Here is a 13,641-nt window from a genome sequence, read left to right as displayed (position 1 = left end):
GAAATAAAAAGGGTTATCTGATTGGATAACTCTTTTTTTACCGATAGATTTTAAAGAAACTATAAAAAACACTGGAAAATTTCCAGTGTTTTCATGTATTATCTTATTTTGAAGCAAGGGCTCCCATTGGATCCCAAGGAGCAAGTACTTGTGGCTCTGCTTCATAGGCTGCCAATTCTTCAGCTGTAAGGAAGTCTTTGCGGACAACGATTTGATAAGTGTATTCATCCATCCAGGCATCAGAAGCGACAAAGTAACCTTTTTGTCCAACCTTGTCTCCCCAAGAGTTTTCAACCTTCCATTTAACAGGTTTGCCATCGGCATCCAAATCAACCCCAGTCAATACCATGGCATGAGTCATGAGAGATTCACTGTAGTCCAAACGTCCTGCCTTATCTTGAGTCAAGTTAATATCCATGCTAGCTGTAAAGTCATAAACATTAGTTGCAAGAATACCTTTTTGACGGTCTGAAACTTGACCAACATCTGAACCAAACCAAACAGTTTCTCCAGACTTCATCTGTGCAATAGCAAGCTCTTTGAAACGGTCCATTGGGAGGTTGATATAACGAACACTTGGTGCACCTACAACATTACCCAACATCTCAACAGTATAAGATTTTCCGTAAGGTTTATCAGTTGTTGGAGCGTTGATAACTGACACATAGTCGCTGAGTTTGAGACCCACATATTTTTCAAAGAATGCTTGTGGTGTGATATTTTTCTCAGATTGATAGTTGTCATCCTTATCTCGGTAGGCAAAATCAAACTGACGTGGTGGTAAACCAAGAGTCATAGCAAGATAATTGAAAATTTCTTGAAGAAGCTCTTCCTTCTTAGCTTGAACAGTAGCTTGATCAGCACCACTGGCAATTAGGTCACGTAAGATTTGAGCATCTTGACGAAGGAGCTTATTGAGATATTGGTTAAGCTCACGACTATTGCTTGAAGCTACAGATTCTGGATAAACTGATTTTGGCACAACACCATATTTTTCAAAAAGTGATACGACCATATCCCATTGTCCACCATCTTGTTGTGGGGTATCCAAAAGGAATTTAACCTTACGACTGCCAATCTCTTGATCTGCTGTAGCAATGATTTGTTCCAAGAACCAGTTCGATTTTTCATATTTGTCCCAGAAGAAGGTGTGGGCTTGAGAAAGCTCGAAACTTTCCAATTTAAAGTCTGAGATTAATTTATGACGGAAAGTATTTAGTGCCGCAAACATCCAGCAACGTCCTGAAGCCTTTTGGTTAGACACCTCATCTTTAGTCAAATCGATTGAGAAAACATGGTCATTCTCAACTTCTGATTGACGTGTTTCGATGGATTTGAGCAAGCCATTGTGAGTTACAGCATTTTCGATAGCACTGTATTTGGCATTGGCCTCATAGTCTGCAAATAGTTTATCTGTGAAATCTGTTGATAGTGAAGTCATAAGATTCCTCCTTTTAAGCCTTATTCTTCTCTATTTTATCACTAATTTCTGAAAATTCAATTTAAAAATAACCCTAGGTAAAACCTAGGGTTATGACAATCTTATTCCACTTTATCAAACTGCGCTTCAGGTGCTGGTTTCGTTGGCTGACACGACATGATAAGGAGGACAATGCTTCCAATCAATGAGAAGATAGCCAAGATTGGTACAAGCCCTATATAACTTAGAAGTACCCAAGCCGGATGAAATCCTGCATCTCTCAAACGACGTATTTGTAGAGACAATTGAGGGATAAGTTCAATTAAGCTAAAAATCATTAGTGGCCAAGCGTAGGTGATAATTATTTTTTGCAGTTCAGTCGGATTATTCAACAAAGCTGGGTCACTAAGATCAACATTACTGAAGAAAGGAATAAGAACACAAAAAACAGTAAGAATAGTAATAATAATGACATTAACCAAGTAAGCCCACCAGTAGTCTGGACGAGTTGAACGGCCTCTAAAGTCAAAGGCACGCTTCCAAAAATCAATATAAGCTTTAATCATAACTCATTTCTCCTCTTATTTCCAAAAATCATCAAAAATGGTGATCGGCAAGTGACGTTTGTGTTGACCTTTACGCCACCAAGACTCAATCGTTTCCTGAGCTTTGGCTGAGACTTCCTTGCCTTCAAGGTAGTCATCAATTTCACGATAGGTCACTCCAAGTGCCACTTCATCAGCGATTCCTGGTTTGTCCTCTTCCAAGTCAGCTGTTGGCACTTTTTCATAAAGGGCCTTGTCCGCACCAAGTTCTGCAAGAAGGGCTGCACCTTGACATTTGTTTAGACGAAAGAGTGGCAAGATATCCGCACCACCATCACCAAATTTTGTGAAGAAGCCTGTAAGGTTTTCAGCGGCATGGTCTGTCCCAATAACTGCCCCACTATTTTCACCAGCAACCGCGTATTGGGTAATCATACGTTGACGGGCCTTGATATTTCCCTTGTTGAAGTCAGAAACAGTGACACCTGCCTTGGCAAGTTCAGAAACCTGACCATCTACAGCTTCTTTGATGTTAACTGCAAGACTCACATCTGGCTTGATAAAAGCAAGAGCACGTTGGGCATCATCTTCATCTGCTTGGACACCATATGGTAAACGAATGGCGATAAACTGATAGTCTTTTCCTGTCTCTGCACGGAGCTCCTCAATCGCAAGTTGTGCCAGACGACCAGCCAATGTAGAATCTTGACCTCCTGAGATTCCCAAAACATATGTTTTAAGAAATGGATGTTTGAGCATGTAGGCCTTCAAAAAATCAACGGATTTTCGAATTTCTTCCTTTGGATTAATGCTAGGTTTAACGCCTAGTTGAGCAATAATAGTTTCTTGCAAAGTCATAATTTCTCCTTTTACTCTGACAAGTCATGGGCTTTCTTACGGACATTATCAATCAAGGTCATCTTGTTATCCCAGACATCTTTAGCCAAGTCAACTGGATAATCTTGAGGGTTAAGCACGCGCTTGTACTCATTCCAAAGTTCGTCCAATTCCTTAGTCGCATAAGCCTTGATTTCATCAAGACTTGGCAACTCATAGATCAGTTGCCCCTTGTCGTAGATTGGGACCAAGAGTGGCACTGCATCAAAATCACGAACAGTCTTATTGATGTAGGTATATGTTGGGTGGAACATATTAATTTCATCTAAAGCATTAACATCCGTATCTGCGAAAGTGATATAGTCACCTTCTGATTTTCCCTTAGCACGACTCGTAATACGCCAAACTTGCTTCTTACCTGGTGTCGAAACCTTCTCAGCATTATTGGACAACTTGATAGTATCATGCATGACTCCCTGATCATCCTCGATTGAAACAATCTTGTAGACAGCACCCAAGGCTGGTTGGTCATAGGCAGTGATAAGCTTGGTACCCACACCCCAGACATCAATCTTGGCCTTTTGCATCTTCAAGTTGAGGATGGTGTTTTCATCAAGGTCGTTTGAAGCGTAAATCTTGGCATCAGGGAAACCAGCTGCATCCAGTTGCTTACGGACCTGCTTCGATAGATAAGCCAAGTCACCTGAATCAAGACGAACACCCAAGAAATTAATCTTATCACCTAGCTCTTTAGCGACACGGATAGCATTAGGTACACCAATCTTAAGGGTGTCATAGGTATCTACAAGGAATACACAGTCCTTATGAGTAGATGCATAGGCTTTAAAAGCGTCATAATCATTGCCATAGGCTTGAACAAGAGCATGGGCATGAGTCCCAGAAACTGGGATTCCAAAAATCTTGCCGGCACGTACATTTGACGTTGCGTCAGCACCACCAATCACGGCTGCACGTGTTCCCCAGATTGCTGCATCCATCTCTTGTGCACGACGTGTCCCAAATTCCAACAGAGGAGCATCCTCAATGACAGAACGAATACGAGCTGCCTTAGTGGCAATAAGAATCTGGTAATTGAGGATATTTAGCAAGGCAGTCTCTACAAGCTGACACTGGGCCAAGGGACCTTCCACTTGGAAAATCGGTTCATTAGCAAATACCAAATCACCCTCAAGTGCTGAATTGATAGTCAACTCGAGTTTTAGGTTGGCTAGATAGTCCAGAAAATCCTCAGGATAACCTAAATCTTTTAGATAAGCAATATCAGTTTCTGAGAAGGTCAGATTTTCAAGATAGTTGACAATACGCTCCAGACCTGCGAACACAGCAAAGCCATTTTTAAACGGAAGTTGACGGAAATAAACTTCGAAAACGGCCTTTTTATTGTGAATACCTTGGTTGAAGTAAACTTGCATCATATTGATTTGATACAAGTCAGTGTGCAAGGTTAAACTGTCATCTTTATACATGGAATTCCTCCTATCGAATAGGTACTTCTTTTTTTGTTATTAATAGCCTGTATATGCTGACTATTATAGCATTTTTGAGCAATTGTCTCCACTTTTCAGAAAGTTAATTATTGTTTGGATTTTCCGAATTTTCTAATGCTTGTTTTGACAAAAAAGAGTAGCCTAAGAAGACTACTCTTTATTTCTATTCATATCTTAGGGACTCGACAGGGTCCATTTTACTGATTTTACGGGCTGGAAGGTAGGCTGACACATAGCCCATCAAGAGTGAGAAGCCAAACATGATGAGAATTGAGGTCAGATTTAGGTCAAACACCTTGCTGACACTTGGGTAGAGATGTGAAACAATCATGTTGGCTAAGCTTCCAATACCCTGCGATACAAGGAGGGCAAGAGCTAGTGAGGTACCCGTAATCCATAGGGCCTCATAAACAAAGATAGCTTTCACGTCACGATTAAGATAACCGACAGCCTTCATAACACCAATCTCTTTTGAGCGTTGCATAATATTAATATAGATGATAATTCCAATCATAACAGCTGAAACTAGGATAGCTTGTGACGAAAGGATAATCAAGAGGGCCTGGATCACACGGATGAATTTAATAATGACATCTAGGATGGCCTGCTGTGAAAGAACCAGATACTTCTTGTTTTTCTGCAATTTTTTAGTGACTTCCTTAGTCTTGGCTGGATCTTTGAGCTCCAAAAGCATGTAAGAGACTGTTTTGGTAAAGCCATTTTCTTTGAGCAATTCTTCCAATTGTTTAGCTGGCATATAGCTATTGCTCTCTTCAGCATCCTCGCTGTCATCAACAATACGGACAATCTTAGTCTTGATATCCGCTACTTTAGTTCCCTCAGCAGTATTTTCAACAATCTGAGCTGAAATTTCTTTACCGATAAAGTCTTTAGCCTTGAGCTTCTTCCCTGTTTCTTGGTTGTAGCGTTTGACAAAACTCATCGGAAGAGTTAAGCCCTTTTCATCTGCAGATTTAAAAGGCTTCCCAGCTGAAATCTTATCCTTATCATTGCGAGATGTAGAGATTTTTGTGTTCTTGTAAAGACTGATAACCTGAGAATAGTTAGGAAGGTCCTTACTGAAGTCCATGGTCTTGCCATCAAGGGTAAGACTTGCCATGTTCATTCCGAAGGGACTCTCCAAATACTTAATGTCATCACTCTTAATCTGGCTACGAATAAACTTCTCGTCATCCGCATTTAGAACCCCTCTGGCTGCTGATTTAGCACTAAGACTAATCTGAATTTGGGATGGAATGTTGCCACCATCGGTACTGTCATTAATCATACCAACAATAGCATTTCCCAAACCAAAGGAAATTAGGACACCGATAAAACCAATGGAAGTTGCCGTCGCAATCAAAAGATTACGCCACTTACGTTCCATAAAGTTGTTCAATGACAATTTGAGCTTGTTCTTGAGGGTCAACCCCTTATTTTTCGATTGTTTCAACGACTTCACCATCCTTCATTTTAATGACAACATCCGCATAATCCGCCACTTCAGGGTTATGGGTTACGATAATCACAGTTTTACCTGCCTCGGCTAGCTCTTTAAAAATTTCGAGAACATTTTCCTGAGACTGAGAATCAAGAGAACCTGTTGGTTCATCAGCCACAATCATTTCTGGATTATTGACTAGGGCACGGGCAATGGCCACACGTTGTTTTTGCCCACCAGAAAGCTGCTTAACATTTTTCTTGATAAAGTCTCCGATTCCAAGACGGCTAAGCTCCCTTTCCGCAATCTCGGCCATCTCTTTATCAGTCATATTTTTAACGTAAAGAGGCATCTTGACATTTTCAAGGACTGATTGATGAGAGATAAGATTGAAATTTTGAAAGACAAAGCCAATGTGAGCCTTTCTAAAATAGGTCAAGTCACGCTCTGAAAAATCTCGCATGTTTTGATTTTTGAAATAAAGATTTCCCTGATACTGACTATCCAAGCCACTAATAATACTAAGCAGACTGGTCTTACCACAGCCAGATGGACCGTAGATAGCAGTGATCTTTCCTGGTGCAATCTCAAGCGTAACATCGTTCAAAGCGCGCTCTTGATTCGTACCGTCGAGATTATAGTACTTTGAGATGTGGTCGATGGTTAAAATGGACATGATTCCCTCCGTAAATTTGGTTTAGGTTAGAATTTGATTAGTTTCTATCTGATTATCTGCAAGAAAATTTCAAGCAAAATAACAGAAACAGTTAACTAATCACCTTCTAAAACGATACATTAATTATAAACATTAAATGATTATAAAAATAGTGACATAAATGTCACTATGGCATGAAAAAAGCCAAAGTCTTATAGACTTTGGCCTTAGTTTATTGACAATAAATACGAATAGCTTCTGCGAGAAAGGCGGCAGTCCCTGCTCCTCCGACTTTATCAATAAAATTAGAGAAGCGATTATCTGTTTGATACATCTGACCTAGACCAGCTAATACCGTTTGGTCACATGGATAAAAATGCTGACTAATATAGTCTTGTAACGCCTTTACTTGCTTCTGAACACTATCATCACCAGGATTATACTCCTTGAGCTGTCCAAAGGTAGACATGATTGTAGTCATCTCTTTTGTAACTTCAGGGAAGGACTCCTCTTCCTTAGCCGCAAAAGCTTGATAAGCTTCTGTCTGACCCCATCTAGCCTGAGCTTCTTCCTGAAAGGCTTCTACAGCTTTTTGATCAAATGCTTCAAATGACATTTCTTCTTCCTCCATTTGTAAGGCCTTAGCATGCGCTATGACAGCTTCCAAACGGGACTTTTTCAGCTCTAAGAGCTTAATCTGATCCCTAAGCGCCTGAACTTTATCATAACCTGGTTGACCTACGATTTCCTTAATTTTTTTGAGAGGAAAGTCTAACTCACGGTAAAGCAATATTTCTTGCAAACGGACAACCGCATCGCGATTATAGTAACGGTAACCATTTTCAGCCACAACCGACGGTTTCAGCAAATCAATTTCGTCATAATAATGAAGGGTGCGCACACTGACACCTGATAGTTGGCTCACTTCTTTTACAGATTTCATTAGAACTCCTCTCTGATTAAGAGTATAGGGTATGACGTGGCGTGAGGGTCAAGGGGAAAAAGAGTTTTTTTTGAAGTTTACTATAATTTCTTACTTTTCTTTTTCTGGCTTCGACGATGTAGTAAAGCTTGATTAATACGCTGTGTTCTCATATGCATTTGCCAAATGAGATATAGCCAGATAATACTATAAACGGAAATGAAAATAATCCAGATAGCAGGGTTCGTTAAAGCCTCATACCAGCCTGATATTAAACAAGTCCCTATCAGTACAATCGCCGTCAACAAGAAATGCAAGATTATTCGAAGCCTATACGATATGCGGTCAAGCTCTTCCAAAATCCACGAGAGCATTCCCATTAAACCGCTCATCATAAAGAGGGCTAAAATATTTCCTACATTAACTTTGGGATAGATAAGCTGCGGAAATAATTGACCAAGTAAAAGGAGTGCAAGGTAAAAGAACGATCCCGTTCTCACACCGGATACAAAATAAGCAATTAAACGTTTCATTGGTTCCTCCTACACCCCTAAATAATCCATCAAGGATTTGACATATTTTCGGCTGACACTGGACTTAACTCCACCTGTCATTTTAGCCATCATATTGCCAGAAAAACTATCCGATAGGGATTCCAAATGGTCTATATTCATAACAGCATGACGTGATATCTGTAAAAAACTTCGACGATTGATGCGATGCTGAAAGTTTGTCAGTGTCTCTCTCATCGTATAGGTATTGTTTACGGTATAAATCGTCAACACATTCTTATCAATCTCAGCTAGGATAATGTCATCAATTTTTACCATAACCAAATGATCATCCGTTTTAATAGGAATCACCACTTGATTTACAACTGAAAATTGTTCGAGATAATCCATTACCTCTCGTGCTTGATCAGACAATCGCTCTGCTTGGATGACCACACAGGGATCCTTTGCCGAAATATCTGATTTTTCTTCAAAACGAAGTTTCATTCCTATTCCAACTCTCACTTATTTTTTCTGACTAGTTCTTTTCACTAAAACAATCCAAAGAATACTTGTCAGAAGAATACCTCCTAACACTATAAGGTAAGTATTTTCCTTTGTCAACAAAGCTTGCCACTTTATTTGAATGCCCATTTTTTCTTGAAACTCTTGAAGAAGGTTACCTTGACCTTTAAAGGTCAAGGTTAATGTTTCTTTCATGAGTACTTGCCGATAAAGTGATGCAATATAAGTTGCTGGAGTACATTTCATTAGTAGTTGTGCAAAATCAGGTAAAACGCCCAAAGGTACATAAGTTCCTACCAAAAAACCAGAAGCTGTCCCCACTATGGTCGCAAACTTTCCAAGACTGTCTACGGATTGGAAAAAGTAAACAAAAATGGCATTCACTAAGCTAGAAAGCAGGCTACTAAGCAACATAATGAGGAGTACTTCAGGTAGTATGGATAATTTTGGCACTTCTCTAAAATAGCCACACATCAGCACATACATAAGGACCTGCATGGCAAAAGAAATGATGATTGCACTCGCTAGATACGAAAATGGTAACCGCCATTTCCCATGATTCGATAAATAAAGATCCTGATCTACTTGATGTTCACGGTCCTTTACCAACTGAGTCAGGGCAGCCAGACTCGTCGTTGTCCCTGTCACAGCCAGCGTCCCACTCATTAACCAATTATTTAACAAAGGACCACTATTGGGTAGCTGATTCCAAGCATCTGTTAGATTTTTTTGAAGAAAAATAATATAGAGAATAAAGGAAATCAAGGCTCCCAACAAGGAGAAGAAAACTCCTGAACGATTCCTGAAGTACAATAAAAAATTTCGCTTTAGTAAGGCTAGCATTAGCGAACCTCCCTTCCTGTAAGTGCAATAAAGGCGTCATCCATGGTCCCTGGACGAAACTCAAAATGGGCTATTCTATCTCTAACTTGTGCCAGGTAATCAATAGCTTCCCTTTCACTCTCGGGTTGAAAAACATACTCCATTTGACTTTGTTGCTCTACTGACATTCCCGAAGTTTTAAGACTCTCTATCTGCTCTATCTCCTTGAAACGAATCTTCAAGATGTTTTTTGCATACTGACTCTTAATATCTAATGCCGATCCCTGAGCAATCACTTTCCCATGGTCCACAATATAAATCTGATCAGCTTCATCCGCTTCGTCAAGATAATGCGTGGTCAGTACAACAGTCATTCCCTCTTCTCTCTGCAATTGATAGAGCAAATCCCAAATAGACTTCCGAGTTTGGATATCTAAACCTGTCGTTGGCTCATCTAAGAACAGAATATCTGGTTGTGAGAGCAAAGCACGTGCAATGTCAACCCGACGCTTTTGGCCACCTGAAAGCGTCCCATATTTCTGCTTTTGAAAAGCTGATAGGCCTAGCCGACCAATGAGATCAGACACACGATTGGGTTTCAGTCCTTTATACTGTTTCGCACGAATGGTCAGATTTTCCCTAACCGTCAGCATCTCATCTAAAACACTGGTTTGGAAGACCACACCAATTTTAGTACCTGGTTCATAGATGATTTCACCTTGCGTTGGTTGTTTCAAACCAATCAACATGGAAATCGTCGTTGATTTCCCCGCCCCATTTGGTCCTAGAATTGCATTGAAGGTCCCTCTTTTAAATTGTAATTGAATATTATCAACAGCAAGGTGGTTCCCATACCGTTTGCTTATGTTTTTAGCTTGTAATATCATGTTCTCTCTCCTTTTGATAGAACCAGTCTAGCAAAAAAGCCGTTTAAAAAACGGCTTTTGGGGATAAGTGGTTAAATTGAGAGTCTAAGTAGCGAGATGGAAGAGCTAAAAATAAAGAAGCTGTTCAAGAAATCATTACACACGATCCATTCTATCAAAATAAGATTGCCCAATATGATGTCATTGAATTTGAGGCAAGTAAGTATTGTCCTGAATTTGAAACTATCATCAGTAAAACTTTTGACGATAAGTAACTAGATTATGAAATAGTTGAAATCTATTCTTCAATACTAGTAAAACAGCTCCTTTCTATTTAGAAAAGAGCTGTTTCTATAAAGAGAAACACATTAATGTCCTTTATGCTTGTCTCTTCGTTTTTGCTGTTTGCGTTCAAATTTCTCTTGTTTGAACAATTGTTTTTGGACACTAGATTGATGTTTTGAAATCTTTTTCCTTGCCTCATACTGCAACTGCAATAGTTCTTTCGACTTAGAAGAAACTTTCTGCTTTACTTGTTTCTTCACAGCTCGCTGTAATCGTTTAGGATTCTTGATTTTTACATGTTGCTTAACTATAGCTTCTGGACTAAAAGATAACTGAGTAAACTGAGTCTGTAAAATCTCTAGAATTTCATCATCTTTTGGCTCCTGACCAAATGTCACACGACAAACTTGATAAGTTTCTCGATACACTTGTTCGAACAAACCATGCCAAAATCCATCTTCAAAATAAACTGTCAATCCAATTGAAATTGTTTCCACGACAGCACCTCCTTATATCTATCCCTAAGAATGGACAACCAAGGAGGAAGGTTACTGATAGGCTCGCCTACGTCTGGACTACCAACCAGAACTGTGTTTTTATCTTAGTTGGAATTATTATAGCATACAGCAATACAAAAAATCCTCCAGAGCTAAGCTCCAAAGGATTTATTTTTATTTTACAACAATATTAACGAGTTTATTAGGTACCGCAATCACTTTCACAATTTCCTTGCCATCAATCTCTGCTTTGACTTTTTCATTAGCAAGAGCGACTTCTTGCAACTCTTCGCGTGAAAGGTCTTTCGCAACCATGAGTTTGGCACGGACTTTACCTTTGATTTGAACGACGATTTCGATTTCGTCTTCAACCAATTTGCTTTCATCCCATGTTGGCCAAGCTACATAAGAGATAGACTCACCTGTTTCTGCGACTGTTTGCCAGAGTTCTTCCGCCAAGTGAGGCGCAAATGGGGCGATCAATTGGATAAAGCCTTTGGCGTAATCCACATAGAGTTTATCTTCCTTGTTGGCAGCATTGACAAAGACCATGAGTTGGGCAATGGCTGTGTTGAATTTCATAGACTCGATTTGCTCAGTAACAGATTTAACGGTTTCGTTATAAACCTTGTCAAGAGCGCCATTGTTTTCCTCAACGATTTCTTTACTTGTAATCAAACGGTAAACACGGTCAAGGAATTTACGGCTTCCTTCCAGACCTTCTTCAGACCAAGCGATTGAAGCATCGAGTGGTCCCATGAACATTTCATAGACACGAAGGGTATCAGCACCGTATTGTTCCACCACATCGTCTGGGTTGACAACGTTCTTGAGGGATTTAGACATCTTAGCCGGTGCTTGCTCCAATTCTTCCCCTGTTTCCATGTGGAAGAATGAACCATCACGTTTTTCAACCTTGTCAGTCGCCACAAGAGCACCACGGTGGTCACGGTAGCTAGTTCCCAAGATCATTCCTTGGTTAAAGAGTTTTTGGAATGGTTCCTTAGTTGGAACGACACCAAGGTCATAGAGGAATTTATGCCAGAAACGAGCGTAAAGCAAGTGGAGCACAGCGTGTTCTGCACCACCCACGTAGATATCGACTGGCAACCATTGTTTGAGGAGGTCCTCATCAGCCAATTTTTCTGTGTTATGTGGATCGATATAGCGGAGGTAGTACCAGCTTGAACCTGCCCATTGTGGCATCGTATTCGTCTCACGACGACCTTTGACACCATCTTCACGAGTCACTTCAAGCCAGTCTGTCAAGTTAGCCAATGGGCTTTCACCAGTACCTGAAGGGCGGATATCCTTGGTTACTGGCAAGACAAGTGGCAAGTCACTTTCTGGAACAGCTGTTGAAGTGCCATCTTCCCAATGAACGATTGGGATTGGTTCACCCCAGTAACGTTGACGACTAAAGAGCCAGTCACGAAGACGGTAAGTGATTTTTTCTTGACCAAAGCCTTTTTCTTCCAACCAAGCCACGATTTTGGCAATCGCTTCTTCTTTGTTAAGACCGTTCAAGAAGTCAGAGTTGACGTGAAGGCCATCTTCTGTGTAAGCAGCCTCTTCAACGTTTCCACCTTCAAGCACTTCTACGATTGGAAGATCAAACTGTTTAGCAAATTCCCAGTCACGTTCATCGTGGGCAGGTACGGCCATGACTGCACCTGTTCCGTAGCTAGCAAGAACATAGTCAGCAATCCAGATTGGGATTTCTTTACCATTGACAGGATTGACAGCATAAGCACCCGTCCAAACCCCTGTTTTTTCTTTGGCAAGGTCTGTACGAGCCAAGTCTGATTTAAGGCTGGCTTGATGTTTGTAATCAGCTACAGCCTCAGCTTGTTCAGGTGTTGTGATGGCATCTACCAAGTCATGTTCAGGCGCCAAAACAGTGAAGGTCGCACCAAAAAGAGTATCTGGACGAGTCGTAAAGACGGTGAATTCCTTGTCTGTTCCTTTCACCTTGAAAGTGACATTGGCACCAGTTGATTTACCAATCCAGTTGCGTTGCATGTCCTTGATAGACTCTGGCCAGTCAAGGTCATCCAAGTCATTGAGCAAGCGCTCAGCATAGGCAGTGATTTTGAGCATCCATTGGCGCATTGGTTTGCGGACAACTGGATAGCCACCACGCTCAGATGTTCCGTCAGGAAGAACTTCTTCGTTGGCGATAGCTGTTCCCAATTCTTCAACCCAGTTTACTGGCACTTCAGCTTCATAAGCCAAACCTTTTTCGTAAAGCTTAGTGAAAATCCATTGCGTCCACTTGTAGTAGTTTGGATCTGTAGTATTGACTTCACGGTCCCAGTCGTAAGAGAATCCAAGCGCATTGATTTGGCGTTTGAAGTTGGCAATGTTTTCTGCTGTGAATTCTGCTGGGTCATTCCCTGTATCCATAGCGTATTGCTCTGCAGGCAAACCAAAGGCATCCCATCCCATTGGGTGAAGGACATTGTAACCTTGCGCACGTTTGAAACGGCTGAGGATATCTGTCGCTGTGTAGCCTTCTGGGTGTCCTACGTGAAGACCCGCTCCAGATGGATAAGGGAACATGTCAAGCGCATAAAACTTAGGTTTTGAGGCATCTGTTCCTGTCTTAAAAGTGTGATGGTCAGCCCAGTATTTTTGCCACTTAGGCTCGATTTCTTTATGATTGTAAAAACTCATGGTTTCTCTCCAATATTCGTAATGCTTCTATTATAGCATTTTTGAAGGATTTTTAAAGATGATAAGGGAACTTTAAGAGGCAAATTCGCCTGAATCTATTTTGCACTTTTTTCATTCTTTTTAAGTTTTTTTGCGCTTTTATGTAACAAAA

The 13,641-nt window shown here is 40.6% G+C and carries 13 protein-coding genes and 1 pseudogene; 1 reads left to right on the top strand and 13 read right to left on the bottom strand.

Annotation, left to right across the window (positions count from 1 at the left end):
• Nucleotides 1–103 precede the first annotated feature (103 nt).
• From pepC to H7T93_RS02595, 11 genes are all read right to left on the bottom strand, one after another.
• Nucleotides 104–1,441 carry an aminopeptidase C gene (gene pepC / locus H7T93_RS02645; protein WP_175057384.1) on the bottom strand — a complete coding sequence of 446 codons (1,338 nt, stop codon included), beginning with the start codon at nucleotides 1,439–1,441 and terminating at the stop codon, nucleotides 104–106.
• A 101-nt stretch (nucleotides 1,442–1,542) separates the two neighbouring features.
• A complete protein-coding gene (locus H7T93_RS02640) occupies nucleotides 1,543–1,986 on the bottom strand; it encodes a DUF805 domain-containing protein (RefSeq protein WP_064521155.1) in 444 nt (147 codons plus the stop codon).
• Nucleotides 1,987–2,001: 15 nt separating this feature from the next.
• Nucleotides 2,002–2,823 carry an ammonia-dependent NAD(+) synthetase gene (gene nadE, locus H7T93_RS02635; RefSeq protein ID WP_064521153.1) on the bottom strand — a complete coding sequence of 274 codons (822 nt, stop codon included), beginning with the start codon at nucleotides 2,821–2,823 and terminating at the stop codon, nucleotides 2,002–2,004.
• Nucleotides 2,824–2,834: 11 nt separating this feature from the next.
• The gene (locus H7T93_RS02630; RefSeq protein WP_155124058.1) at nucleotides 2,835–4,289 is read right to left on the bottom strand and encodes a nicotinate phosphoribosyltransferase; all 1,455 of its coding nucleotides are present in this window, start codon (nucleotides 4,287–4,289) and stop codon (nucleotides 2,835–2,837) included.
• Between the two features lie 184 nt (nucleotides 4,290–4,473).
• A complete protein-coding gene (locus tag H7T93_RS02625; protein ID WP_195917923.1) occupies nucleotides 4,474–5,775 on the bottom strand; it encodes an ABC transporter permease in 1,302 nt (433 codons plus the stop codon).
• Nucleotides 5,744–6,427, bottom strand: coding sequence for an ABC transporter ATP-binding protein (locus H7T93_RS02620; RefSeq protein WP_022496577.1), 684 nt, complete (start codon nucleotides 6,425–6,427; stop codon nucleotides 5,744–5,746). Before H7T93_RS02620 ends, H7T93_RS02625 begins: the two co-directional genes overlap by 32 nt.
• A gap of 211 nt (nucleotides 6,428–6,638) precedes the next feature.
• The gene (locus tag H7T93_RS02615; RefSeq protein ID WP_118189625.1) at nucleotides 6,639–7,349 is read right to left on the bottom strand and encodes a MerR family transcriptional regulator; all 711 of its coding nucleotides are present in this window, start codon (nucleotides 7,347–7,349) and stop codon (nucleotides 6,639–6,641) included.
• Between the two features lie 80 nt (nucleotides 7,350–7,429).
• Nucleotides 7,430–7,861 carry a DUF3021 family protein gene (locus H7T93_RS02610; protein WP_195917922.1) on the bottom strand — a complete coding sequence of 144 codons (432 nt, stop codon included), beginning with the start codon at nucleotides 7,859–7,861 and terminating at the stop codon, nucleotides 7,430–7,432.
• A 9-nt stretch (nucleotides 7,862–7,870) separates the two neighbouring features.
• The gene (locus tag H7T93_RS02605; protein ID WP_002886486.1) at nucleotides 7,871–8,326 is read right to left on the bottom strand and encodes a LytTR family DNA-binding domain-containing protein; all 456 of its coding nucleotides are present in this window, start codon (nucleotides 8,324–8,326) and stop codon (nucleotides 7,871–7,873) included.
• An 18-nt stretch (nucleotides 8,327–8,344) separates the two neighbouring features.
• Nucleotides 8,345–9,187, bottom strand: a complete 843-nt coding sequence (locus tag H7T93_RS02600) for an ABC transporter permease (protein ID WP_195917921.1) — start codon at nucleotides 9,185–9,187, stop codon at nucleotides 8,345–8,347.
• A complete protein-coding gene (locus tag H7T93_RS02595; protein WP_195917920.1) occupies nucleotides 9,187–10,053 on the bottom strand; it encodes an ATP-binding cassette domain-containing protein in 867 nt (288 codons plus the stop codon). The genes H7T93_RS02600 and H7T93_RS02595 overlap by 1 nt, the downstream gene beginning before the upstream one ends.
• A gap of 101 nt (nucleotides 10,054–10,154) precedes the next feature.
• Between H7T93_RS02595 and H7T93_RS10025 the strand changes: the two are divergent.
• Nucleotides 10,155–10,307: pseudogene (locus tag H7T93_RS10025) on the top strand (GTP cyclohydrolase); the annotation flags it as partial.
• A 93-nt stretch (nucleotides 10,308–10,400) separates the two neighbouring features.
• Here the strand turns inward: H7T93_RS10025 and H7T93_RS02590 are convergent.
• The gene (locus H7T93_RS02590; RefSeq protein WP_195917919.1) at nucleotides 10,401–10,814 is read right to left on the bottom strand and encodes a YjdF family protein; all 414 of its coding nucleotides are present in this window, start codon (nucleotides 10,812–10,814) and stop codon (nucleotides 10,401–10,403) included.
• 174 nt (nucleotides 10,815–10,988) lie between these two features.
• Entirely contained in the window at nucleotides 10,989–13,490 is a 2,502-nt protein-coding gene (gene leuS / locus H7T93_RS02585; protein WP_195917918.1) for a leucine--tRNA ligase, read from the bottom strand.
• Nucleotides 13,491–13,641 lie beyond the last annotated feature (151 nt).

This window comes from Streptococcus sp. 9.1, from assembly GCF_016648815.1.
GTDB lineage: Bacteria > Bacillota > Bacilli > Lactobacillales > Streptococcaceae > Streptococcus > Streptococcus salivarius_E.
The sequence above is the reverse complement of the archived record's forward strand: the minus strand, read 5'-3'. Positions and strand labels throughout refer to the sequence as shown.